Annotated in this window: 22 protein-coding genes; 10 read left to right on the forward strand and 12 right to left on the reverse strand. The window is 61.6% G+C overall.

Going from position 1 to position 24,983, the window contains the following annotated elements; all coding sequences use genetic code 11:
- Window positions 1-78: 78 nt before the first annotated feature.
- Complete coding sequence (locus AC07T0_RS26720; RefSeq protein WP_495004008.1) at window positions 79-357, forward strand: hypothetical protein; 279 nt, start codon at window positions 79-81, stop codon at window positions 355-357.
- Between the two features lie 472 nt (window positions 358-829).
- Here AC07T0_RS26720 and AC07T0_RS26725 read toward each other — a convergent pair whose 3' ends face one another.
- From AC07T0_RS26725 to choX, 5 genes are all read right to left on the reverse strand, one after another.
- The gene (locus tag AC07T0_RS26725) at window positions 830-1,993 is read right to left on the reverse strand and encodes a gamma-butyrobetaine dioxygenase (protein WP_495004009.1); all 1,164 of its coding nucleotides are present in this window, start codon (window positions 1,991-1,993) and stop codon (window positions 830-832) included.
- A 24-nt stretch (window positions 1,994-2,017) separates the two neighbouring features.
- Window positions 2,018-2,494 (reverse strand): thioesterase family protein, encoded by a 477-nt coding sequence (locus AC07T0_RS26730; RefSeq protein WP_495004010.1) that lies wholly within the window; start codon window positions 2,492-2,494, stop codon window positions 2,018-2,020.
- A gap of 171 nt (window positions 2,495-2,665) precedes the next feature.
- Window positions 2,666-3,631 carry an L-carnitine dehydrogenase gene (locus AC07T0_RS26735; RefSeq protein WP_121135222.1) on the reverse strand — a complete coding sequence of 322 codons (966 nt, stop codon included), beginning with the start codon at window positions 3,629-3,631 and terminating at the stop codon, window positions 2,666-2,668.
- Between the two features lie 162 nt (window positions 3,632-3,793).
- Complete coding sequence (cdhC, locus tag AC07T0_RS26740; protein WP_248795226.1) at window positions 3,794-4,681, reverse strand: 3-dehydrocarnitine:acetyl-CoA trimethylamine transferase CdhC; 888 nt, start codon at window positions 4,679-4,681, stop codon at window positions 3,794-3,796.
- Window positions 4,682-4,753: 72 nt separating this feature from the next.
- Window positions 4,754-5,698, reverse strand: a complete 945-nt coding sequence (gene choX, locus AC07T0_RS26745; RefSeq protein WP_495004011.1) for a choline ABC transporter substrate-binding protein — start codon at window positions 5,696-5,698, stop codon at window positions 4,754-4,756.
- Between the two features lie 196 nt (window positions 5,699-5,894).
- Between choX and AC07T0_RS26750 the strand changes: the two genes are divergently transcribed.
- Entirely contained in the window at window positions 5,895-6,839 is a 945-nt protein-coding gene (locus AC07T0_RS26750; RefSeq protein WP_495004012.1) for a GlxA family transcriptional regulator, read from the forward strand.
- Window positions 6,840-7,024: 185 nt separating this feature from the next.
- Here AC07T0_RS26750 and AC07T0_RS26755 read toward each other — a convergent pair whose 3' ends face one another.
- The 6 genes from AC07T0_RS26755 to AC07T0_RS26780 form a co-directional block, all read right to left on the reverse strand.
- On the reverse strand, window positions 7,025-7,441 hold the full coding sequence (locus tag AC07T0_RS26755) for a DUF3010 family protein (protein ID WP_495004013.1): 417 nt from the start codon (window positions 7,439-7,441) through the stop codon (window positions 7,025-7,027).
- A gap of 27 nt (window positions 7,442-7,468) precedes the next feature.
- A complete protein-coding gene (locus AC07T0_RS26760) occupies window positions 7,469-7,792 on the reverse strand; it encodes a helix-turn-helix domain-containing protein (protein ID WP_495004014.1) in 324 nt (107 codons plus the stop codon).
- A complete protein-coding gene (locus AC07T0_RS26765; protein WP_495004015.1) occupies window positions 7,776-8,030 on the reverse strand; it encodes a type II toxin-antitoxin system RelE family toxin in 255 nt (84 codons plus the stop codon). Before AC07T0_RS26765 ends, AC07T0_RS26760 begins: the two co-directional genes overlap by 17 nt.
- Before the next feature lie 115 nt (window positions 8,031-8,145).
- Window positions 8,146-8,631 carry a hypothetical protein gene (locus AC07T0_RS26770; protein ID WP_495004016.1) on the reverse strand — a complete coding sequence of 162 codons (486 nt, stop codon included), beginning with the start codon at window positions 8,629-8,631 and terminating at the stop codon, window positions 8,146-8,148.
- 69 nt (window positions 8,632-8,700) lie between these two features.
- A complete protein-coding gene (locus tag AC07T0_RS26775) occupies window positions 8,701-9,477 on the reverse strand; it encodes a bestrophin-like domain (protein ID WP_495004017.1) in 777 nt (258 codons plus the stop codon).
- A gap of 86 nt (window positions 9,478-9,563) precedes the next feature.
- Window positions 9,564-9,965 (reverse strand): lysozyme inhibitor LprI family protein, encoded by a 402-nt coding sequence (locus AC07T0_RS26780; RefSeq protein ID WP_495004018.1) that lies wholly within the window; start codon window positions 9,963-9,965, stop codon window positions 9,564-9,566.
- A gap of 269 nt (window positions 9,966-10,234) precedes the next feature.
- On the opposite strand from AC07T0_RS26780, the gene AC07T0_RS26785 reads away from it, so the two are divergent.
- The 6 genes from AC07T0_RS26785 to etfB all read left to right on the forward strand — a co-directional run bounded on the left by AC07T0_RS26785 (window position 10,235) and on the right by etfB (window position 18,140).
- On the forward strand, window positions 10,235-11,212 hold the full coding sequence (locus tag AC07T0_RS26785; RefSeq protein ID WP_495004019.1) for a dipeptidase: 978 nt from the start codon (window positions 10,235-10,237) through the stop codon (window positions 11,210-11,212).
- 96 nt (window positions 11,213-11,308) lie between these two features.
- Window positions 11,309-11,839: a DUF5943 domain-containing protein gene (locus tag AC07T0_RS26790; protein ID WP_100942520.1), complete on the forward strand. Its 531-nt coding sequence runs from the start codon at window positions 11,309-11,311 to the stop codon at window positions 11,837-11,839.
- Window positions 11,840-11,854: 15 nt separating this feature from the next.
- Window positions 11,855-13,915 (forward strand): dimethylglycine demethylation protein DgcA, encoded by a 2,061-nt coding sequence (gene dgcA / locus AC07T0_RS26795; protein WP_495004020.1) that lies wholly within the window; start codon window positions 11,855-11,857, stop codon window positions 13,913-13,915.
- 275 nt (window positions 13,916-14,190) lie between these two features.
- Window positions 14,191-16,134, forward strand: a complete 1,944-nt coding sequence (dgcB, locus tag AC07T0_RS26800; RefSeq protein ID WP_495004021.1) for a dimethylglycine demethylation protein DgcB — start codon at window positions 14,191-14,193, stop codon at window positions 16,132-16,134.
- Window positions 16,134-17,354 (forward strand): electron transfer flavoprotein subunit alpha, encoded by a 1,221-nt coding sequence (gene etfA, locus AC07T0_RS26805; protein WP_495004022.1) that lies wholly within the window; start codon window positions 16,134-16,136, stop codon window positions 17,352-17,354. Before dgcB ends, etfA begins: the two co-directional genes overlap by 1 nt.
- A 15-nt stretch (window positions 17,355-17,369) precedes the next feature.
- The gene (gene etfB, locus AC07T0_RS26810) at window positions 17,370-18,140 is read left to right on the forward strand and encodes an electron transfer flavoprotein subunit beta (protein ID WP_495004023.1); all 771 of its coding nucleotides are present in this window, start codon (window positions 17,370-17,372) and stop codon (window positions 18,138-18,140) included.
- A gap of 22 nt (window positions 18,141-18,162) precedes the next feature.
- Here etfB and AC07T0_RS26815 read toward each other — a convergent pair whose 3' ends face one another.
- On the reverse strand, window positions 18,163-18,384 hold the full coding sequence (locus AC07T0_RS26815; RefSeq protein WP_495004024.1) for a transglycosylase SLT domain-containing protein: 222 nt from the start codon (window positions 18,382-18,384) through the stop codon (window positions 18,163-18,165).
- Window positions 18,385-19,497: 1,113 nt separating this feature from the next.
- On the opposite strand from AC07T0_RS26815, the gene AC07T0_RS26820 reads away from it, so the two are divergent.
- Entirely contained in the window at window positions 19,498-22,950 is a 3,453-nt protein-coding gene (locus AC07T0_RS26820) for an alpha/beta fold hydrolase (protein ID WP_495004025.1), read from the forward strand.
- Between the two features lie 162 nt (window positions 22,951-23,112).
- Window positions 23,113-24,981, forward strand: coding sequence for a c-type cytochrome (locus tag AC07T0_RS26825; protein ID WP_495004026.1), 1,869 nt, complete (start codon window positions 23,113-23,115; stop codon window positions 24,979-24,981).
- The last annotated feature ends 2 nt before the right edge of the window (window positions 24,982-24,983 follow it).

Genomic DNA, 24,983 nt, shown 5'->3' on the forward strand with positions numbered 1-24,983 from the left:
ACGTCGCGGTCCATTTACGGAGCCATACAATCAACCTCGCATTGAGGGTGGTTTGTTAGCCTTGAAATGGAGCCAGTCATGACGAACTACATTGCGTTTCAATCCAACACCACAGAAACCCCCGTCCTGTTCTTCAATCCTGATGCACCCTTGCGTGACCTGTGTGCATTCGCCAGTCGCCGGCTGCGTGGCGCCCGCGACCTTTCGCAAACCTTGACCTGTGCCACGATCAACAATCTGGATGAGCAGGATTTCCGGCACGTGCTGGAGGTGATGTACACGTTGCTCGATGATGGTTGCGAGGTGCTGGAAGTGGTGGAGCAACGGGTAATGAAACAGCCGGGTCGGGTTCAATAGGCGGACCGCGTTATCGTTCTTCGCGGGCAAGCTCCGCTCCCACAGTTCTGTGGTGTGCACAGCATTGGCGTACGACACAAAACCTTTGGGAGCGGAGCTTGTCGTATCGCCGCACCGCCGCGAAGAGACCGTATCCAACTGTGTTCCCGACCAATGGTTTGCAGAGGGATTCTCTGATCGCAGCGAATGCCTTAGCCGCATAGTAGCGCTGGCGGTGTTGTCAGATTTCGCAAATAAAAACCCCCGATGCTTTCGCATCGGGGGGGGTGTGAGTCACTTTATCGGCCTGTTCTTTCGCGTTTCCGCTTATCCCGCTCACTGGCTAGGGGGGATTTGCATGACTGAAATCAACACCCCTTGCTTCCAAGGTTACGGTCAGTGTCGACGGGAAGACGTTAGCGTTCTGACCAAAAAGTAGCAATCGTGGCTAAATGCCTAGTTGCTCAAGACAGTGTGTTCGAACAATAAGTCTTCAACGCTGCAACACCAATATCCGCGACAACAACTCATCCCTATCGATATAGCACCCTTGGAAATGCCGTGCCCCGGTGGCCGGGTCGAAGGCATTGCGCGCGTGCAGGGTACGGCGGTTATCGAAGCACCAGAGTTCGCCCGGGTTGAGCCGCTGCATGATCCGGAAGCGCGCTTCGCGGGTCATGGCGATAAAGCGTCGATAGGCGCCGTACAGCACCGGCATCTGTTCCACCGACGCCTCGAACGGGCCCCGCAGGAAGTTGGCCATGCGGATCTCGCTGACCTGCCCGGTACTGTCCAGCGCGATGACCGGTGCCAGGCAGCGATAGTCGCTGTGTCGGTCCTTGTTGCGAAACTCCACGGGGATCTCGCTCAGGGCGCGGAACGCCGCCGGGTCTTCCCGGCGCAGTGCATCGGCAATGGCAAAGCCATCGACGAAAATGCTCTCGCCACCCTCGGCATCATTCACCAGGCAATGCAGGAATTGCAGGCCCGGTTGCAGCTCGCGGGTCGGCAGGTCGCTGTGCAACGGCAGATTGAAGGCGGTGTAGGCGTTGCTGTCGGCATCGGCCTTGGATTGCACGTTGAACAGCACGCCGAAATTGGTCTGGCGGATAAACGAGATCAGCTTGGCCACTTCGGCCAGCGAGCCAGGCTCGGTCGGTACGCCGCGGACTTGGGTCAGGCCGGTGTCGCGCAAGGCCAATAACCAGTGCAGCAAGGTTTTCGGGTCTTCCTTGAGGGCGGCGAACTCGAATACCGGCAACTCCAGGCTACTGGTCCACAGCCGGCTTTTCGGTTTGCCGGCCTGGCGTTCGATGCGCGACTCGTCGTCATAGGCATGCGTCCGCAGCCAGCCCGGGTCGAAGCGGCTGGCGTGACCGTCCCGCCAGTCGATGCACAGGCAGCCGCCGTCGTCGATACGGATGGCGGCGGGTGCCAGGTCCTCAGGCACATCGACGATTTCCAGCACTTGCTCACGGGTTACCGTGTACACGCATTGCGGGCACGGGCAGTTGTCCCGTAGCCACACGTGATGGTACGGACTGATACGAGCATCCGCCCAATACACCTCGATGCGATCCGCCAGCGGATGCGCGGCGGTCAGGGCACTGATCAGCGGGTAACTGCGGAAATCGGCAAACGCGGCGGCGGTGTTCACGGTGAGCTCCTTTTCGGTGGATTCTTATTTTTTCGCAGGCAATCCAATCACGCGGCCAATGTATTCCGGGGGCGGCAGGTCGCTCTGGTCTTCGAGGATGGCTTGCAGTTTTTCCAGCACGGCGTCGCTGAAAGGTGCCGAGCGCGGGCCGGCGAGGTCGACGTGCAGCAGCATTTGCTCGTTGCCGGCCAGTTCCTTGTCGCCGCCCACCAGATGCAGGCTGTGGTAGAGGTGCAGGCGTTTGGCGTCGTGGCCGATGATCTGGGTGCGCACTTCGACCTGGGCGCCGAGTTTGACTTCGTGCAGGTAGTTGAGGTGCAGTTCGAGGGTAAACAACGAGCTGCCGGTGGCTTCGCGGTTGTCGCTGTCCATGCCCAGGCGCAGCATCAGGGCGTCGGTGGCGTAGCTGAAGATCAGCAGGTAGAAGGCGTCGCGCAGGTGACCGTTGTAGTCGACCCAGTCGGGGATGACTTCGCTGGTGTAGGTGGTGAGGGTGGGCATGGTGGATGTCCGAAGAGGTGAACAGATCACGAATGAGGGGTGTCTGTCAGACCGCCTTCGCGGGCAAGCTCCGCTCCCACAGTTTTTCACCGTACACAAAATGTGCGAACGACTCGGACCTTGTGGGAGCGGAGCTTGCCCGCGAAGGGGCCCGCCCAGACACCAGTAAACTTACTCGCTGAAACTCATACCGTGCTTGGCCTTGGTGGTTTTCACCGCCTCCAGCACCGCCAGCAGGCAATCGTCGCGATAGCGTTCCAGGGCCGAGATGCTGTGTTTGCCCAACTGATCGCTGGTCCCGTCGACCACATCGTCGATCAGCTTGTCGGTCAGCTCCGGTGCCGGCAGGTAGGTCCACGGCAATTGCAGTGCCGGGCCGAACTGGGCCATGAAGTGCCGCATACCCGCATCGCCGCCCGCCAGGGTATAGGTCAGGAAGGTGCCCATGAACGACCAGCGCAGGCCGGCGCCAAAGCGGATCGCATCGTCGATTTCGCCAGTGGTGGCGACGCCGTCGTTGACCAGGTGCAGCGCCTCGCGCCACAGCGCTTCGAGCAGGCGATCGGCGATAAAGCCCGGGACTTCCTTGCGCACGTGCAGTGGGCGCATGCCAAGGGATTCATAGACTTTCATCGCGGCTTGCACGGCTTCAGGGGCGGTGTTCTTGCCGCCGACCACTTCCACCAGCGGCAGCAGGTACACCGGGTTGAATGGGTGACCGACCACGCAGCGCTCCGGGTGGGTGGCGCCTTCGTAGAATTCGCTGGGCAACAGGCCCGAGGTACTGGAGCCGATCAGGGCGTTGGGCTTGGCCGCGGCGCTGATCTTGCCGTGCAGTTCGAGTTTCAGCTCCAGGCGCTCCGGGGCGCTTTCCTGGATAAAGTCGGCGTCTTTCACGCACTCTTCGATAGTCGCGACAAAGCGCAGGCGGTCTTGCGAAGCACCCGGGGCCAGGCCTTGTTTTTCCAGGGCGCCCCAGGCATTGGCGACGCGCTTGCGCAGGGCCGCTTCGGCGCCGGGCGCCGGGTCCCAGGCGATCACATCGAGGCCGTGGGCGAGGGCGCGGGAGACCCAGCCGCTGCCGATGACACCGCTGCCCAGGGCGGCGAAGGTTTTGATTTCGGTGATAAAGCTCATGGTGATGTCCTAAAGAGGTTCGCAATTCCTGTAGGCGCAGCCGGTCGACGCTCGATTGCTCGCGGGGGTGGCTCAGGCAATGCGGGGTATCAGGCACCCCGTGTCATCGTTGACGCCCATCGCGAGCAAGCTCGCTCCTACAGTTGAGGGTTGTACGGGGGATCAACCGCGCTTGGTCAGGCCCATCTTCACTCGCCCTTCGGCCGGGGTCAGGACGCGGGCACCGAGGCGGCTGAGGATTTCCGCGGCGCGCTCGACCAACTGACCGTTGGTCGCCAGCACGCCCTTGTCCAGCCACAGGTTGTCTTCCAGGCCGACCCGCACGTTACCGCCCAGCAGCACCGCTTGCGCGGCCATCGGCATTTGCATGCGGCCGATACCGAAACCGGCCCAGACCGCGCCCGCCGGCAGGTTGTCGACCATGGCCTTCATGGTGGTGGTGTCCGCCGGAGCGCCCCATGGGATACCCAGGCACAGCTGGAACAACGGATCGTCCAGCAGGCCTTCCTTGATCAGCTGTTTGGCGAACCACAGGTGACCGGTGTCGAAGATTTCCAGCTCGGCTTTCACGCCCAGCTCTTGAATACGTTTGGCGCCAGCGCGCAGTTGCGCTGGGGTGGAGACGTAGATGGTGTCGCCGTCGCCGAAATTCAGGGTGCCGCAGTCCAGGGTGCAGATTTCCGGCAGCAATGCCTCGACATGGGCCAGACGGGTCAGCGGACCGACCAGGTCGGTGTTCGGGCCGAACTCCATGGGGTTCTCGCCGGCACCGATTTCCAGGTCGCCGCCCATGCCGGCGGTGAGGTTGACGATGATGTCCACGTCGGCTTCGCGGATACGCTCCATCACTTCGCGATACAGCGCTACGTCGCGACTGAACTTGCCGGTTTCGGGATTGCGTACGTGGCAATGAACCACGGTGGCACCGGCCTTGGCCGCTTCCACGGCGGCGGCCGCGATCTGTTTGGGCGTGACCGGAACGTGGGGGCTTCTGCCGGTCGTGTCGCCAGCACCGGTGAGTGCGCAGGTGATGATGACGTCGTGGTTCATGGTGCGGGTTCCTTACAGGCGTGGTGGTTCACACCGCAGCCATCGAGGGCTGCGGGTGCGATTTTCGGTGGTTTATTGGCTGGTCAATTGCAGGTTGTCGGCGGCTGGCTTGCCATCGAAGGTGGTCACCCCTTCCAGCCAGCGGGCCTTGTCTTGTGGGTGATCCTTGAGCCACTGCTTGGCCGACTCGAGCGCGTCCTTGTGGTCGAGCAGCGGTTGCATCATGCGGCTCTCGTCGGCGGCGCTGAAGGTCAGGTTGCTCAGCAGCTTGTTCACGTTCGGGCATTGTTCGGCGTAGCTCGGCGCGGTAACGGTCCAGACGGTGGCCATGCCTTCGTTCGGGCCCAGGGCGTTTTCGCTACCGGTGAGGTAGGTCATCTGCACGTTGACGTTCATTGGGTGCGGCGCCCAGCCGAAGAACACCACGGCTTCCTTGCGGCGCACGGCGCGATCCACCGCCGAGAGCATGGCGGCCTCACTGGATTCCACCAGTTGGAACTTGCCCAGGCCGAACTGGTTCTTGGCGATCATTTCCTTGATCTGGGTGTTGGCGCCTGAGCCGGGCTCAATGCCGTAGATCTTGCCGCCCAGTTCTTTCTCGAACTTGGCGATGTCGGCGAAGGTCTTCAGGCCCTTGTCGGCCAGGTAGGTGGGCACGGCCAGGGTCGCGCGGGCATCCTTGAGGCTTGGTTCGGCCAGGACCTTGACCTGCTTGGCGTCGACGAACGGGGTGATGGTCTGGGTCATCAGCGGGTTCCAGTAGCCGAGGAACATGTCCAGGCGCTGGTCGCGGATGCCGGCGAAGATGATCTGCTGGGACGCGCTGGTCTGCTTGACCTGATAGCCCAGGCCATCGAGCAGTACCTGGGTCATGGCGCTGGTGGCCATGACATCGGTCCAGTTGACCACACCGAGGCGAACGTTCTGGCAGGAGGCTTGCTCCGCGGCCATGACCCCTGTGCTCAGGAGCGCGGTACCGGTGAGTGCAAGCGCACAGCGGCTGATCAGTCGTTTCATGATGGTTTCCTCGGCAGGTCGATTATTGTCGGTTCCGGTGTCTTTCGTGCGCCGGTGATGCCACGTTACGCAGCCGGGCGTTGCTGAAAACGCACAGCGGCGACTGACTCTTGCACAGCAGCGACCTGTGCTCTTGTGGCCTTCGTGCAACTGGCGTATCACGTCAGGAACGCTACCCGTCTTGCGAGCGCGCTTCATGTCCCAGGATTTCTATTTCTTGTTGATGCCGGGTTTTTCGGCGATGGGCTTTATCTCGGCGATCGAGCCCCTGCGGGTGGCTAATCGCTTTCGCGGCGAGTTGTATCGTTGGCACGTATTGAGTGCGGACGGTGGAGCGGTGCTGGCGAGCAACGGCATGTCGGTCAACGCCGATGCAGCGCTGGAACCGTTGAAGAAGGGTACGACGCTGTTGGTGGTGGCCGGTTTCGAGCCGCTGAAGTTCGTCACCCCAACGTTGGCGCACTGGCTGCGGCGCCTGGATCATGAAGGCGTGACGCTGGGTGGCATCGACACCGGCAGCGTGGTGCTGGCCGAGGCCGGCCTGCTGGAAGGGCACCGGGTGACCCTGCACTGGGAAGCGCTGGAGGCCTTCAAGGAATCTTATCCACAGCTGGAAGTGACCCAGGAGCTGTTCGAGATCGACCGCCGGAGGATCACCTGCGCCGGCGGCACGGCGTCCATCGACATGATGCTCGACCTGATCGGCCAGGCCCACGGCCCGGAACTGGCGATCCAGGTGTCCGAGCAGTTCGTGCTGGGGCGCATCCGCCCGCGCAAGGACCACCAGCGCATGCAGATCGCGACGCGCTACGGCATCAGCAACAAGAAGCTGGTGCATGTGGTTGGCGAGATGGAGCAGCACATGGAGCCGCCGTTGAGCACGCTGGAGTTGGCGGAATCGATCAAGGTCACGCGGCGCCAGTTGGAGCGATTGTTTCGGCTGTATCTCAAGGACACACCGAGCAATTTCTATCTGGGCTTGCGGCTGGAGAAGGCGCGACAGTTGTTGCGCCAGACGGACATGAGTGTGCTGGAGGTGAGCATCGCCAGCGGGTTCGAGTCACCGTCGTATTTCACCCGCAGCTACCGGGCGCGGTTTGCCCAGTGTCCGCGGGAGGATCGGCGCGGGATCAAGGCGTAGGAGCTGGGTGTTGCATTGGCGTGTACGGCCTGGGTGGCGCTTCGGCGAAACAGGATAGGAAGGCTGAACGCTGTCCTTGTGGGAGCCGGCTTGCCGGCGATTGCGATGTTACATTCACCACCGCTATCGCCGGCAAGCCAGCTTCCACAGTGTTCGCGGTGCCTTGGAAATGGGTTCAAGTCTGCTTACTTCTTCATTAGCGCCGCACAGGCCGCCTTGTAGGCCTCATGCTGATACTTGTTCAGCGTGGCCGGCAGGGCGAAGTCGAACTTCTTGTTCTGCGCGTTGATGGTTTGTGGCGACAGCAGCGTCACCTCACAGTTTTCCAGCAACTGGAAAATCCCTTCGATCTTGAAAGTGGTCGGCCCACCGGCAAATTCGCCTTTCTTGCTGCGCTTCTTGATAGCAATGCGCTCGATGCCCGCGTCCTGGATAAACGCTTTGACCTGGGCGGCGAAGGCTTTGACGTTGGCGGCTTCGTCATCCTCGTCCAGGGCGATTTTCTTGATGGCGACGGCCACGTGCGCAAGGGCGCTGCCCTGCAAGGTGGCGATGGCGAAGATGGCTTCGCTGCCTTTGATTTCGATGCCGCAGAGGGTCATTGGAGTCCTTGGGAAAAAGTGGAAGGCTTAGAGTTCCAGTTGCTGGGCTTTAATGCCGAAGGCCGCGGCAATCTTCTCGCGGGTCGTCTTGCGAGGTTTGTTCACGGACTCCTGCTGGGCGTAAGCCGGTTGGGAAATACCCAGGCGCTTGGCCACTTCGCCCTGCGTCAGGTCCAGATATTCACGCCACGCGCGAATGGGGGTGGCGCCGTCGACGATGCGGCTGACGACTTCGTGGGGAATCAAATCGGTTTCTGTCTGCTGCGCCACGTATTGCGCATAGGGGATGACGACGAACGCCGGCCGCCCGTCGGCACCGTTGATAATCTGGATTTCAGTAGGTACGTTCATCGCGTTTCTGGACCTCTTGAATACTGACTACTTTGATCGTCCCTTCCCAATCGAACAGAATCCTGTAGCGACCGACGCGCATACGGTAGCCATAGTCATGCTGACTCAGCGCCTTGACGTTGCTGACGTCAGGCAGACCGCTGAGGACGGTCACCGCGTCGCGAATGTGGACCTGATCCCGGGAATGCAATCTCAGAAGCTGCTTGGCCGCCTTTCGGGTCCAGAAAATCGTATTCATGGGATGATATAAGTCTTTTATAAGAATTGCGAATGCTTACTTATATGTTCCCGTAGAACAACGCATTAACGTTGTCCTGACGTTACGTCGGCGGGCCAAGCTATTCAGGAGCCAATCAGTAGTAGACACCCTCCTCACGAAACCTGGCCATCTGCCGGTAATTCCAGCCCAACAAGCAGAGACACAGCACGATCAGGCTGACACTGGCGCTGAAGATGTAGAAGTCCGCGCGCTTGAAACTGAATTCGGTCTTCAGGCTGTGAAAGCTCGGAAACCAGTCCGAATAGACGATCTGCACCGGATCGCCGATCTGGTACGTCGGGTTCTGCAGCATGGTGTTCAGCGAGAGAATGCCCTGGCCGCGGTGGCCCAGTTCGTAGTCGAAGGCGTAGTAGATATCCGCCGCAGAGGCCGGTTTGCGGGTATTGATGACCTGGGTGATGGTGCCAGTCACTTCCCGTGGCGCGGCCTTGATGGCGGCATACAGCAGCCCGCCGCTCTTGGACAACGCCGCCATGCCAAAGGCCAGGAAAATCAGGAAAAGCAGCAGGGCACCTCGGGTAAAGAGGTAGTCCCGTTCGGTTTCTCGAGGAGAGTACATTCAAGTTCCTTTTGAATGAGTGAGTTCACTCCCCAGTCTAGTCGCAGTCTGCGGCCCGTGCAGGGTGTGTCAGTCCATGGTTTTACGCAGATCGAGCATGATCTGGTCGATGTAGTCGACACGGATAATGCCCAGCCGCGGAAACTCGAAGTCCAGGATCACATACAGCACGCAGACCATCACCAGCGCATAACCCAGGCTGTGCAGCCAGTTGCGCGTGGCCGTGCCGGCCATGCCATAACCGATGAACAAGGCGCTGATCTGGGTCAGGGCGATCAACATCAGGTAGATGACCAGCGGCGGGTGGGTTTGCGACGCCACGGCGCGGGTGGTGGTGATGTCGATCATCTGGTTGAGCGCTTGCAGCAGATTGGCGCCCAGCGTCGGTGTCGACATCTGCGGCAGCGCGGCGACCGTCTGTTTCCAGAGCTCCAGTTGCAAGGCGTTGGCCCGCTGGTTGTCGTGGCTGGAAAGCTCGATTTCATTGAGGTCGCGATAGTAGGCGATGCGCGCGTCGACATAGTCGCGAAATACCTGGCGCAAGGCCGGTTGGCTGGCCGGCGGCATCAGGTCGAGGCGCAACCAGGCGGTGCCCATGGCGTTGGTTTCTTCGACGATCAGGTTGCGGCGGATGTCCAGCCGGGTGGCCGCGCCGGAAAAGGTAAAGGCGATCAACAGTGCCAGCAGGCCGAAGACCGCGCCTTCGATGGCGCCGATGCCGGTTCGCGCACCCTCGGGATCGACGGCCAGGTGGCGGGCGCCGATCCGCCGGCCTATTTCGATAAACAGCACAATGGCGACGAAAATCGCCAAGGCATACCACGGAATGGCTGAAAGTGAGCGCATGCGAAAATCCTGTGATGATCGTCGACGACTCGCCTGTACAGCCAATTCAGGACGGGACTTGATGCAGTGTAGACAGGCGTTCCAGCTTATTCCTGGGCAATTGACTCGAGAAACTCCGACCGTTCGTCGCTCTTGCTCGCGATGCAGTCGTACTGGTCGATGGTGAAGGCCTTGGTCCCGGGCTTGGCCGGCAGCGGCGCGATGGCGCAATCGGCATCCCGCGACTTGGTCCAGAGCTGCTGGGCAGTCTGCAGTTTGCCGGTGATGTCGGCCACTTGCGCCTTGTCATTGGCAAATTGCGACTTGACTCGCTCCAGCAGCGCCTCGAAGTTTTCCTTGAGCAATTGCTCGGCGGTGTTCTTGCTATAGGTGGCGCACTCCAGGGTCTGCTGGTCGTTTTCGACCGCGTCGCAGGGCGAGTTGTCCGCGTCTTCGGCCGCGTGGGCCCCCAGGCTGACAAGCGCCAAAGCCAGGAAAATCGATTTCATTGCGGCGTCCCGATTCTTGATCAAAAGAGGTGGCAGAGCGATGGAGGGCAATTCTGTCTTAAGCCCGTGTCAAAGAATAGTCGTACATGGACAAGTACTTAAACCTACGACCCTGAAATCCGCACGGCAACGCCCCTTTGTCGCGGATTGACGCTTTCGGCAATTCCCCTGTCGTTTTTGCACCCGGCTCTCCCGCCCCCGGGGCATATGCTGATCCCAAAGCGCCGGCAGACGATTCGGCGCGTGAATCGCTAATAGGGGACCGCCTGATGAGCCCAGCCGAACTGCACGCCGACAGCATCGTTATCGACGGGCTGATCATTGCCAAGTGGAGCCGCGAACTGTTCGAGGACATGCGCAAAGGTGGGCTGACCGCCGCCAACTGCACCGTGTCGGTGTGGGAGGGCTTCCAGGCCACCATCAACAGCATCGCCTCGAGCCAGAAGCTGATCCGCGAGAACAGCGACCTGGTGATGCCGGTACGCACCACTGCGGACATTCGCAAGGCCAAGGAGCTGGGCAAGACCGGTATCCTCTTCGGCTTCCAGAATGCCCACGCCTTCGAAGACCAGATCGGCTATGTCGAGATCTTCAAGCAACTGGGCGTCGGCATTGTGCAGATGTGCTACAACACCCAGAACCTGGTGGGCACCGGTTGCTACGAGCGTGATGGTGGCCTGTCGGGCTTCGGTCGCGAGATCGTCGCCGAAATGAACCGGGTCGGGGTGATGTGCGACCTGTCCCACGTCGGCTCCAAGACTTCCGAGGAAGTCATCCTCGAATCGAAAAAGCCGGTTTGCTATTCCCACTGCCTGCCGTCGGGGCTCAAGGAGCACCCGCGCAACAAGTCGGATGCGGAATTGAAGTTCATTGCCGACCACGGCGGTTTTGTCGGCGTGACCATGTTCGCGCCGTTCCTCGCCAAGGGCATCGACTCGACCATCGACGACTACGCCGAAGCCATTGAATACACCATGAACATCGTCGGCGAAGACGCCATCGGCATCGGCACCGATTTCACCCAGGGCCATGGCCAGGACTTTTTCGAATACCTGACCCACGACAAGGGCTACGCCCGTCGCCTGACCAGTTTCGGCAAGATCATCAACCCGCTGGGCATCCGCACCGTGGGCGAGTTCCCCAACCTCACCGAGACCCTGCTCAAGCGCGGTCACCCTGAGCGCGTGGTGCGCAAGATCATGGGCGAAAACTGGGTTACCGTCCTCAAGGACGTCTGGGGCGAATAAAGCCGCGGTCTTTTCCCACCTGACAACACACCCTGCGCGCCGGTCGCGCAGGGTGTAAGCGGCCAGCCGCGATCAATGAATTCTGGAGTGTTACCCATGGCTAAAATCGCCCCGCAACTGCCTATCGAAGTCGACAGCGAAACCGGTGTCTGGACTTCCGATGCCCTGCCGATGCTCTACGTGCCGCGGCACTTCTTCGTCAACAACCACATGGGTATCGAAGAAGTCCTGGGGGCCGACGCCTACGCCGAGATCCTCTACAAGGCCGGCTACAAGTCCGCCTGGCACTGGTGTGAAAAAGAAGCCGAATGCCATGGCCTGGAAGGCGTCGCGGTGTTCGAGCACTACATGAAGCGCCTGTCGCAACGCGGCTGGGGCCTGTTCAAGATCCAGGACATCGACCTCGACAAAGGCACCGCCAGCGTCAAGCTCGAACACTCGGCGTTCGTCTACGTCTACGGCAAGGTCGGGCGCAAGGTCGACTATATGTTCACCGGCTGGTTCGCCGGCGCCATGGACCAGATCCTGGCCGCTCGCGGCAGCGCGATCCGCACCGTTGCCGAGCAGGTCTACGGTGGCTCCGAAGAAGGTCACGACGATGGCCTGTTCACCGTCAAGCCGTTGTAAGTCGAGGATCGCACCATGGCTTTTGAAGCAATGTTCCAGCCGATCCAGATCGGCAAACTGACCATCCGCAACCGCGTGCTCAGTACCGCCCACGCCGAGGTGTATGCCACCGACGGCGGGATGACCACCGAACGTTATATCCGTTATTACGAAGAGAAGGCCAAGGGCGGGATCGGCCTGGCGATCTGCGGCGGTTCGTCCGTGGTGGCGATCGACAGCCCGCAGGAATGGTGGAGCTCGGTGAACCTGTCCACCGACCGCATCATTCCGCACTTCCAGAACCTGGCCGACGCCATGCACAAGCATGGCGCCAAGATCATGATCCAGATTACCCACATGGGTCGTCGCTCGCGTTGGGACGGTTTCAACTGGCCGACCCTGATGTCGCCGTCGGGCGTGCGCGAGCCGGTGCACCGTGCCACCTGCAAGACCATCGAGCCGGAAGAAATCTGGCGGGTGATCGGCAACTACGCCCAGGCCGCGCGCCGGGCCAAGGAAGGCGGCCTGGACGGCGTCGAACTGTCCGCCGTGCACCAGCATATGATCGACCAGTTCTGGAGCCCGCGGGTCAACAAACGGACCGACGAATGGGGCGGTACCTTCGAAGGCCGGATGAAGTTCGGCCTGGAAGTGCTCAAGGCCGTGCGCAAGGAAGTCGGCGACGACTTCTGCGTCGGCATGCGTATCTGCGGTGACGAGTTCCACCCGGACGGCCTGTCCCACGAGGACATGAAGCAGATCGCCAAGTATTACGACGACACCGGTATGCTCGACTTCCTCGGCGTGGTCGGTTCCGGTTGCGACACCCACAACACCCTGGCCAACGTGATTCCGAACATGAGCTTCCCGCCGGAGCCGTTCCTGCACCTGGCGGCCGGGATCAAGGAAGTGGTCAAGGTCCCGGTGCTGCACGCGCAGAACATCAAGGACCCGAACCAGGCTACCCGCATCCTTGAGGGTGGTTATGTCGACATGGTCGGCATGACCCGTGCGCATATCGCCGACCCGCACCTGATCGCCAAGATCAAGATGGGCCAGATCGACCAGATCAAGCAATGCGTCGGTGCCAACTACTGCATCGACCGCCAGTACCAGGGCCTGGACGTACTCTGCATCCAGAACGCCGCGACCTCCCGTGAATACATGGGCGTGCCGCACATCATCGAGAAATCCACCGGGGTCAAGCGCAAGGTGGTGATCGTCGGTGCCGGTCCTGCCGGGATGGAGGCCGCGCGCGTGGCCGCCGAACGCGGGCACGATGTGACCCTGTTCGAGAAGAAGGACGCCATCGGCGGGCAGATCACCACGGCTTCGAAAGCGCCGCAGCGTGACCAGATCGCCGGTATCACCCGCTGGTTCCAGCTGGAGCTGGCACGCCTGAAAGTCGACCTGCGCCTGGGGATCGCTGCTGACGCGGCGACTATCCTCGACCTGCGTCCGGATATCGTCGTGCTGGCCGTCGGCGGGCATCCGAACCTGGAACAGAACGAACACTGGGGCGCCGCCGAAGGGCTGGTGGTCAGCAGCTGGGACGTGCTCGATGGCAAGGTCGCACCGGGCAAGAACGTACTGGTCTACGACACCATCTGCGAGTTCACCGGGATGTCGGTGGCCGACTTCCTCGCCGACAAAGGCAGCCAGGTGGAAATCGTCACTGACGATATCAAGCCGGGCGTGGCGATTGGCGGTACGTCGTTCCCGACTTACTACCGCAGCATGTACCCGAAAGAAGTGATCATGACCGGCGATATGATGCTGGAAAAGGTCTATCGCGAGGGCGACAAGCTGGTGGCGGTGCTGGAGAACGAATACACCGGCGCCAAGGAAGAGCGGGTAGTCGACCAGGTCGTGGTGGAGAACGGCGTGCGTCCGGACGAGGAAATCTACTACGGGCTCAAGGAAGGTTCGCGCAACAAGGGCCAGATCGATGTCGAAGCCCTGTTTGCGATCAAGCCGCAGCCTTCGCTGAGCGAGGCGGGCGATGGCTACCTGCTGTTCCGCATCGGCGACTGTGTGGCCCAGCGCAACACGCACGCGGCGATCTATGACGCGCTGCGTCTGTGCAAGGATTTCTAACGGCATCACACCATCACCTGTGGTGAGGGGGCAGATCCATCAGTTAAGGAAATGGGATATCGAAAACGCCACATAACCTGTAGGAGCCGGGCTTGCCCGCGAAGCTTTTAGCGGTCTCAAGGGCCCCTTCGCTGGCAAGCCAGGCTCCTACAGGGAAGGCGTTTGGCCTTAACTGAGCGGTATCAGGGAGATCCCCTTAGTCACAAGTAGGTGCATCGCTTTCACCGGCATGCATATGAACCCTTGCAAGACCCGAGGTCTTTGGGAGCTGCACCATGTTGAACACCCTTCTTCCCATCCTGCTGTTCGCCGCCCTGGGCCTTGCTGTCCTTGGCGCATTGCGGCGGGTAGCCATGTGGCGTCGCGGTCGAGCGTCAAAAGTCGATCTGCTCGGCGGCCTTTTCGCCATGCCCAAACGCTACATGGTCGACCTGCACCACGTGGTGGCGCGGGACAAATACATCGCCAACACTCACGTCGCCACGGCCGGCGGCGCGGTGGCGTCGATCGTGCTGGCGATCCTGGTGCACGGCTTCGGCCTGCATAACCGTATCCTCGGCTATGCCTTGCTGCTGATGTCGGCGCTGATGTTTGTCGGTGCGATCTTTGTCTACCTGCGTCGCCGCAACCCGCCGAGCCGCTTGTCGAAAGGCCCGTGGATGCGCCTGCCGAAAAGCCTGCTGGCGTTCTCGGCGTCGTTCTTCCTGGTGACCCTGCCGGTGGCCGGTATCCTTCCGGAGGACTTCGGTGGCTGGGTCATGGCCGTGATCCTCGGCATCGGTGTGCTGTGGGGCGTGTCGGAGCTGCTCTTCGGCATGACCTGGGGCGGCCCGATGAAGCATGCCTTCGCCGGTGCCCTGCACCTGGCCTGGCACCGTCGCGCCGAACGCTTCGGCGGCGGCCGTTCCACCGGCCTCAAGCCGCTGGACCTGAGCGACCCGAAAGCGCCGTTGGGCGTGGAGAAACCCACGGACTTCACCTGGAACCAACTGTTGGGCTTCGACGCCTGCGTGCAGTGCGGTAAATGTGAAGCCGCCTGCCCGGCATTCGCCGCCGGCCAGCCGTTGAACCCGAAAAAACTGATCCAGGACATGGTGGTCGGCCTGGCCGGCGGCACCGACGCGAATTTCGCCGGCAGTCCATACCCTGGAAAAGCCATCGGCGAACATTCAGGCAATCCGCACCAACCGATCGTCAATGGCCTGGTGGACGCCGAGACCCTGTGGTCTTGCACCACCTGCCGGGCCTGCGTCGAGGAATGCCCGATGATGATCGAGCACGTCGATGCCATCGTCGATATGCGCCGTCACCTGACCCTGGAAAAAGGCGCGACCCCGAACAAGGGCGCCGAAGTCCTGGAAAACCTGATCGCCACCGACAACCCGGGCGGTTTCGCCCCGGGCGGGCGGATGAACTGGGCGGCGGACCTGAACCTCAGCCTGCTCAGCGAGAAGAAAACCACCGACGTGCTGTTCTGGGTCGGTGACGGTGCCTTCGACATGCGCAACCAGCGCACCCTGCGTGCTTTCGTCAAAGTACTGAAGGCGGCCAAGGTCGACTTCGCGGTACTCGGCCTGGAAGAGCGTGACAGCGGTGACGTGGCCCGGCGCCTGGGCGATGAGGCGACCTTCCAGCTGTTGGCCAAACGCAATATCCAGACCCTGGCCAAGTACAGCTTCAAGCGCATCGTTACCTGCGATCCGCACAGTTTCCATGTACTGAAAAACGAGTACGGTGCCTTCGACGGCAACTATCAGGTGCAGCATCACAGCACTTATATGGCTGAGCTGATCGGTGCCGGTGCCTTGAACCTCGGGCAGCACAAAGGCAACAGCGTGACCTACCACGATCCGTGCTACCTCGGCCGCTACAACGGCGAGTATGAAGCGCCGCGTGACGTGCTGCGCGCCCTGGGGATCGAGGTCAAGGAAATGCAGCGTTCCGGTTTCCGTTCCCGTTGCTGCGGCGGCGGTGGCGGTGCACCGATCACCGATATCCCCGGCAAGCAGCGGATTCCCGACATGCGTATGGATGACATTCGCGAAACCGGCGCCGAACTGGTGGCAGTCGGTTGCCCGCAATGCACGGCGATGCTCGAAGGCGTGGTCGAACCACGTCCCCTGATCAAGGACCTGGCCGAGTTGGTGGCCGACGCCCTGCTTGAAGAAGCGCCACCCAGCAAACCAGCCCCCAAGCGTGAACCCGCGGAGGTGCACTGATGAGCGACATTATCCGCCGCGACCCTCGCGCCGAGTGGATCGCCCGTAACCGTCTGCATCCGTTGCACGCGGCCATGCAACCGCAGCAACAGAGCTGGATGGGCCCTAACGGCCTTATCCGCAAGAATGTCCATGGTGTCGGTTTTATCGGCCCCAACGGCATCAAGCGCATCGACCGCAGCGGCGCCCAGCAGGGCGGCGCGAGCAAGCGTTCGGCCAGTGTCGAAGTGCAACTGCCGCTGCACCAGGTGCCGCAACCGGCGTTCTATATCAGCGTGGTGCCGGATATGGTCGGCGGTCGCTTGAGCAGCCACGACCGCGACTTGCTCGGTCTGGCCCATCAGATGGCCGGCAAGGACGGTGCGGTATTGGCCGTGGTCTTCGGCGAGCACAAGGAATCGGCCTTCGAAACCGCCGGCGTCGACCGCCTGCTGGTGCTCGACGGCAATGAGTTCAGCGGCTATTCCCCGGAACAGCGGGTCCAGGGCCTGCGGGCTGTGGATAACCAGTTCAATCCCCGTCACTGGTTGCTGCCGGACAGCCGCAGCGGCGGTGGCGAACTGGGCCGGCGCCTGGCCGCGAGCCTGGGCGAACGCCCGGCCACGCGGGTCTGGCAGGTCAAGGGCGACGAGTGCATCGGCCGTGCCGGTGCTGGCTTGCAGGACCTGGCACGACCATTGGCGCGCTTGATCCTGGCCGCCGCCGAATGCGCCGAGCCGGTCAGCGAAACCCGTCATGAAGCCTTGCCCGTGGAGTTATCCACAAGCCTGGTGCGCAGCTTGTCGCGGATCGAGGATCTCGGCGCGGTGGCGGTGGACCCGGGGGCGATTCCCATGGCCGAAGCCGAATTTATTTTCTCCGGCGGCAACGGGGTCAAGGACTGGAAGCTGTTCCACGAAACGGCCGCGGCCCTGGGCGCCACCGAAGGCGCTTCACGGGTGGCGGTGGACGATGGCTTCATGTCCCGCGACCGTCAGGTCGGCGCCAGCGGCACCTGGGTCACCGCGCGGGTCTATGTGGCCGTGGGGATCTCTGGGGCGATCCAGCACCTGCAAGGCATCGGTGCCTGCGACAAGGTGGTGGCGATCAACCTCGATCCGGGTTGCGACATGATCAAGCGCGCCGACCTGTCGGTGATCGGCGAAAGCAGCGAGATCTTCCGCGCCCTGATCGCGGCGGTGACGGCATACCGCAACGGCGCCAAGCGCGATGCGGCTTAAGGTAGGGATGACGTCATGAGTACGAATGTAATCAGCCTGGTCTCCATCGGCGCCCACCCGACTTCCGGTCGTGCCCGTCGCGCCGAACAGGATGCCCGCGCGGTGGAACTGGGTTTGCAACTGGCTGGGGATAACTTGCAGGTGGTGCATGCCGGCGATGTCTCGGAGCCGGCGCTGCGCGCCTACCTGGGCATGGGCCTGGACGAGTTGCGGGTGCTGGAACAACCGGCCGGGGCCGATGCGCTGCCGGCCCTGACCGATTATCTGCGCGATACCGGGGCTCAGTTGGTACTCACGGGGAGCCAGGCGGAAACCGGCGAAGGCTCGGGCATGCTGCCGTTCCTGCTGGCGGAAAACCTCGGCTGGCCACTGGTGGTGGGCCTGGCCCAGGTCGAGTCCATCGAAAACGGCGTGGCCCATGTGCTGCAAGCCTTGCCACGCGGGCAGCGGCGCCGCTTGAAAGTTCGTTTGCCGTTTCTCGCGACTGTGGATAACGCCGCGCCCAAGCCTCGGCAGAGCGCCTATGGCCCGGCGCAGCGTGGCGTGCTGCAGGCCGAGGAAGTCGAGGTGCTGGAGGATGAGTTATTCACCGGCGCCTTGCTGCAACCGGCCAAGCCACGGCCCAAGCGTTTGAAGGTGATCAAGGCCAAGAGCGGCGCCGACCGGATGAAGGCGGCGACGGCCAAGGCCAGTGGCGGCGGTGGGCAGGTGCTCAAGGGCGTCAGCCCCGAGGCCGGGGCCGAAGCCATTCTCAAGCTGCTGATCGAGGAAGGCGTGCTGCGCTGAAGCCGGTTCCGGCGCCGCCTGTTCAGCGCCGATTCGGTCGGTACAGCACCAACAATGCACGGTAGTAGTGCCACACCTGCAACGCATAGTGCTCGCGTCCGCCGCCTTGCTCCGGCAGGGCGCCGGCGTTGTAGGCGCCTACGGCCTGCCAGCCGTAACCCAACTGCTGAATGAACTGCGCCAGAATCCAGGCCCCGACCATGACACTGGTGCAGGGCTCCCTACACCTCCACTGCAAGAACATGGCGCGTTGTGGACAGAGTGTAGTCGTACGCTCAAGGGTGTCATTTGCCACTGTGTAAAACCACAAACCGTCACCCGAGGAACAAGTGTCCACAGAGACTGTGGGCCGGCCTGTGGATAAGGTGTTCGTGCATGGCCGCAGCCCATGTAAATCACCGCCTGTAGCCCTTCGTACGAAAAATGATCAGCCTAACTGACGGTTTTTGTTGGAATTTTTATGTGGATAAGGGCATTGCCAGGTTTCGCTCGGGCGCAGACTTGTTAACAAAGTCTGTTGGCGTATTTGTGGATAAGATGTTTGCTGTCCTCCACAGGCCCTGTTTTATATGGCTTGTAGAGATTTGATCAAAAAACATACAAATGCGCTTTTTGCAGTCTTTGATCGGCCTGTAAGCTTCATATCTCGCGGCTTTCAGCGGTTTTCCACAGCGGCGTGAGAAAACCCCCGACTTGCACACAAAGTCTGTTGGCCGTTCTGTGGATAAGGTGTTCGCGGTCCTACACAGGCCTTTAAACACGTGGCCTGTATCAATATGATCAAAAATTGATCAATGGCTGCCGAAACTGGCCTTTCTGAATAAGTCACGGATTTTATTCAGATTCTATCGCCGTCGACAGTGCATAAAGCGCTACTTGCCCACATTTGCTGTGGGTGGCTCTGTGGATAAGTTGTTCGCTAAGGTCGCCAGACCCCGGTTCTTATAGCCCATAGTGCTATAGATCAAATTTCATACAGTTCTAAGGGTGTTTATTGACACCCCCCCGCTCAAAGTCTTCACTCATCGCACAAGGACGCAACGTTATTCGCATCCATATCAGGTTCAGGGAGAACGCTTGATGGGTCGTCAACCGCAGTACCGTCCGCCACCGTCCGCCCTTCTCAAGGTCGTGGCCCGAGCCAGTGCTCTGGTTCCCAGGCGCATTCACCGTCATGCCAGCAATCAGCGTGCTCGTCTATAGCGTCTGACCTGGCGCCTGTGCGCCACCCCCATCTTCGTCTGCATGCCCGGCTTGTCTGGAGAACCCGTGTGCGCGTGCGTTTGTTGCATCACCGTCTGCCCCCTGTAGCGGCAATCGCAGCGTTGCCCGACCTAGCCTGATAGAGGAAATGACCATGCCACGGATTTCGACATCCATCAGTGAGATCAAGGAACGCTACGACGTCATCGTGATCGGTTCCGGCTACGGCGGCGGTATTGCCGCGTCGCGGCTGGCGCGGGCCGGGAAAAGTGTCTGCCTGCTGGAGCGTGGGCGCGAGATCCAGCCGGGGGAATACCCCAACACCATGGTCGCGGCGACGGAGGAGTTGCAGGTGCATGACCCGGACGGCCATATCGGTTCGCGCACCGGTTTGTTCGACCTGCACGTCAATGCCCAGCAGAACGTGGTGGTCGGTTGCGGCCTCGGCGGCACCTCGCTGATCAATGCCAACGTCTCCCTGGAACCGGAGCCGGGGGTCTTCGATGACCCGCGCTGGCCCCAGGCGGTGCGCGAGCACCGTGACACGCTGCTGGCCGAAGGTTATGCGCGGGCCCGGGAAATGCTCAAGCCCACCCCTTATCCGGCGTCCGGACCCAAGCTGGCCAAGCTGGACGCCAACCGCAAGTCGGCGGATTTCCTCAAGGAAAAAGCGCATTTCTATACGCCGCCGATCAACGTGACCTTCGACAAGCTGCCCAACAACCTCAACCATGTCGGCGTTGAGCAACTGCCCTGCAACCAGTGTGGCGACTGCGTCTCGGGCTGTAACAACAAGGCCAAGAACACCACCTTGATGAACTACCTGCCGGATGCCTGGAACCACGGCGCGGAAATTTTCTGTCAGGCCGAGGTCCGGCACCTGGAACGCGACGGTGACGGCTGGATCGTGCACTTCCAGTACCTGGACAGTGGCCGCGAGAAATTCTCGGCACCGACCCTGTTCGTCAAAGCCAACATCGTGGTGGTCTCCGCCGGCACCCTGGGTTCCACGGAAATCCTCCTGCGTTCGCGCGGCAAAGGCGTGCCGATGTCCGACCAGCTCGGCGAAAACATGAGTGGCAACGGCGATATCCTCGGCTTTGGCCACAATTGCGAACAGACCATCAATGGCATCGGTTTCGGCGCCCATTCGGCCAAGGAGATGGAGCCGGTCGGGCCGTGCATCACCTCGATCATCGACATGCGCACCGAAGGCGACTGGCGCAGCCGCATGGTGATCGAGGAGGGCTCGATCCCGGGGGCGTTGGGGCGGCCCATGGTGCCGGCCATGGCCGGATTTGCCGGGATGATCGGCGAGGCCACCGACAAGGGCGTCAGCGCCGAACTGCATTACAAGGCCCGCGAGCTGGAAAGTTTCCTGCGTGGCCCGTACTACGGCGCGCTGCACAATATGCAGACCTACCTGATCATGAGCCACGACGACGGCAAGGGGCGCATGCTGCTGGATGACCAGGACCAACTGCGCATCGACTGGCCCGGCGTGGGCGAGCAGGAAAACTTCAAGCTCGGCAACGAGCGCCTGCACCAGTCGACCAAGGCCCTGGGTGGGGTCTGGGTACCGAACCCGATCTGGACCCAGTTGCTCAGGCACAGCATCGTCTCGGTGCACCCGCTGGGCGGCTGCGTGATGGGCGAGGACGCCGAGCAAGGCGTGGTCAACCACAAGGGCCAGGTGTTCAGCGGTACTTACGGCAACGCGGTGTATCCGGGGCTGTATGTGACCGATGGGGCGGTGATTCCGACCTCGCTGGCGGTCAATCCACTGCTGACCATCTCGGCGGTCAGTGAGCGCAACATGGGCCTGCTGGCCGCCGATCGTGGCTGGGTCATTGATTACCGCCTGCCGTCGGCGCCGCGCAAGCCGGTAGCGCCACCGACCCTTGGGGTGCAGTTCAGCGAAACCATGAAGGGCTATTTTTCCAAGGACTTCAACCGGCCCCAGGGCACCGACCTCAAGCTGTACGAGGCTGCTGCGAAAAGCGGCGAGGCGCAGAACTCACCCATCGAGTTCACCCTGACCATCACCGCCAACGACCTCAATCGCCTGATCAAGGAGCCGGAACATGCCGCGACCCTGGTCGGTACCCTCAATGCCCCGGCGCTTTCGCCTGATCCGCTGACGGCCAGCAACGGCGTGTTCAACCTGTTCGAGCAGTACCAGGAGCAGGTTGGCGTGCGCCATATGAACTACGACATGAAACTGACCGCCGAGGACGGTCGCGACTATTACTTCAGTGCCTTCAAGACCGTGCCCGAAGACAACGGCGTGCTGAATATCTGGGCGGACACCAGCACCCTTTACGTCACGCTCTACCAAGGGCCGGACAAGACCGGCGCGGTGATCGGCTCCGGGGTCATGCATATCCAGCCCGCCGACTTCGCCAGGCAGATGACCACCATGAAGGTGCTCAATGCCCGCAATGAACGCGAGCGGATCGAGGCCCTGGCGCGTTTCGGCAAGTTCTTCGCCGGGATCCTCTGGGACAGCTACGGCGGGGTGTTTGCCGGCGATATCTACTTCAACCCGGATGCGCCGCCGCGGCACAAGCGGCCGCTGGATGCACCGGTGCCGACCGTGCATTTCTTCGAAACCGAGGACAAGGTGCAACTGCGTCTGACCCGCTACCAGGCCGGGAGCAAAGGCCCCGTGATGCTGGTGCACGGCTTGGGCGTGGGCTCGAATATCTTCTCCACCGACACCATTCAGACCAATCTGCTGGAATACCTGTGCAAGCACGACTACGACGTCTGGCTGCTGGATTTGCGGGTCAGCATCCTGTTGCCGGCGAGCAAGCACGAGTGGAACGGCGACCAGATCGCCCAGTACGACTACAAGGCGGCCATTGCGCAGATTCGTCAGGCCACCGGGGCCGCGGACGTGCAGTGCGTGGTGCATTGCTACGGCGCCACGACCTTCTTCATGGCGCTGCTGGCGGGGCTGCAGGACGTGCGTTCGGTGGTCTGTTCGCAGATCGCCGCGGACACGGTGGTGGCCACGGCCACCGGGATCAAGGCCGGTCTGCACCTGCCGGGGATGCTCGATGCGGTGGGCATCAAGTCGCTGACCGCCTATGCCGACAGCAAGGAGAGTTGGTTCAACAAGCTCTATGACAAGGCCCTCAATGTCTATGCGCGGATCGAGGCCCAGGGTTATTGCACCAATCCGGTCTGTCACCGGATCACCTTCATGTATGCCTCGCTGTACCGTCACGACACCCTCAACGAAACCCTGCACGACAATCTGCACGAGCTGTTCGGCCAGTCGAATATCCAGACCTTCGAGCACCTGGCGCTGATCTGCCGCAAGGGACATCTGGTGGACTTCAAGGGCAACGACGTCTACATGCCGCATTTCCACCGGCTGCAGTTGCCGATCTGCTTTATCAGCGGCGCCGACAACCAGTGCTACCTGCCGGAAAGCACCGAGAAAACCTACGACCGACTGGTCGATCTGCATGGCCCCGAGCTGTTCAGTCGCCATGTGGTGCCGGGTTATGGCCATATCGACTGCATGTTCGGCAAGAACGCGGTGGTCGATGTGTATCCGCTGATCCTTGAACATCTGGAGAAAACCGCGCTGGGCTGATGCGCGGCGGTCTTGAACACGCCGCCACACCTTGTAGGAGCCGGCTTGCCGGCGATGGGGCCAGTAAGCCTTGCATCGCTTGCTCGACCGCCATCGCCGGCAAGCCAGCTCCTACAAGGACCGTGATCGGCCGGAAGAAATGGATTGGCAAGGAAGGGTGATATGGACAATTACATCCGCTGGTTTCAACGTTTTATCTGGATTGGCATCGTGATGAACATGGTGTTCGCACTGCCTGCCCTGTTCGCCCCGGCGCTACTGACCTCGGTGGTCGGCCTGCCGCCGGAGCTCTCGGACCCCTGGCTGGAAAACGCCGGCATGTTGCTGGTAGGCATCAGCCTGTTCTACATGCCGTCGGGCTTCAACGCTCAGCGCTTTGTGATCCACTCCTGGTTATGCGTATTGAGCCGGCTGGTCGCCGTGGCCTTCTGGATCTACCTGATCGACACCAGCGCCACCCCCACGGTATTCGTGCCCATGCTCTACGGCGACCTGAGCATGTTCCTGCTCCTGGGCGTCACGCTTTATATGGGCTGCACGCCGGCGACCCGGCCCTGGGCCTTACTGGTGGATGGCGTGCGGGCCTGGTGCCATGGCTGGGAGCTGCGCTGGCAGCGCCATGGCTTTCGGCTCGGCCTGCTGATCACCCTGCTGGTGCTGGGCTTTATCGGCTACGAGAGCTGGTACAACATGCTGCGGGTGGTGCCCGAAGAGAAATTCGCCTCCGACGAGGATCACTTCAAGTACGCGGCCATCGGCCTGGGCATCGAGGCGCGAATTCCCTACTACCTGTTTGCCGTGCTGCCGCAGATGTGCCCGGAAAAAATGCCCAAGCCCGGTGGCTGGGAGGCGTTCGGCTTTCTCTATGAAAACGGTCGCGACCTGCCCATCGGCATGGCCAAGCGGCAGATCGGCTACCCGACCGTGGAGCCCAACTGCGCCCTGTGCCACACCGGCTCCTACCGCGCCTCAGCGAGCGATGTGGCCAAACCGATCGCCACGGCGCCGGCCAATACCCTGCAACTGCAAGCCTTCCAGTGGTTCGCCTACGATTGCGCCAGCGACCCGAAATTCACCACCGATGCGGTAATGACGGCGATCAACGGCAAGTTCCAGCTGGGCTTCTTCGAGCGCCTGTACAACCGCTACCTGATCATCCCCATGGCCAAGACTGCGCTGCTCAAGCAGAAGCAGGCCTACGCCTGGCAGAAGCAGCGGCCGGCACAAGGTCCGGGGCGCACCGACACCTTCAACCCGACCAAGATGGTGGTCTTCGGTTTCCCGGATGACTCGACCATCGGCACCGTCGACCTGCCGCAGATCTGGAACCAGAAACCGCGGGAATCGCTGTACCTGCACTGGGACGGCAACAACAACGATATCCACGAGCGCAACTACGCCGCCGCCATGGCCGTGGGTGCGACGCCGCAGTCGGTGTTGCCGGCCAGTTTCAACCGGGTGACCAACTGGTTGCTGGGTACCAAGCCGCCGGCCTGGCCGTTCGCCCTGGATGAGGCGCGGGTGGCCCAGGGCAAACCGCTCTGGGGCAACAACTGCGCGGGGTGCCATGAGTTCGGCAAGACCGACACCGGCCAGGTCACCACCCACATCGACCAATTGGGCACCGACCCCCATCGCCTGGATTCCTTCACCGTCGGCCTGGTGCAGGCGTTCCATGGCTTCAAGACACCGCCCTTCGATTTCAACGCTTATCGAAAGACTCAGAGCTACAGCAATACCCCCACCGACGGTATCTGGATGCGCGCGCCGTACCTGCACAACGGTTCGGTGCCGAGCCTGTGGGACCTGCTGCAGACACCGGACAAGCGACCAGTGGTGTTCAACACCGGCTCGGATGTCTACGACCCGGTCAAGGTGGGGTTCGTCACCCGTGGCGCACTGGTCCAGGCGCCGACCTACTTCAGGTATGACACACGCCTGGAAGGCAACCACAACAGTGGCCACCTGTACGGGACCCAACTGACCGACGCCGAGAAGTGGGCGCTGATCGAATTCATGAAGACGTTGTAGGG

It is taken from the genome of Pseudomonas sp. GW821-FHT04D07 (assembly GCF_059420225.1).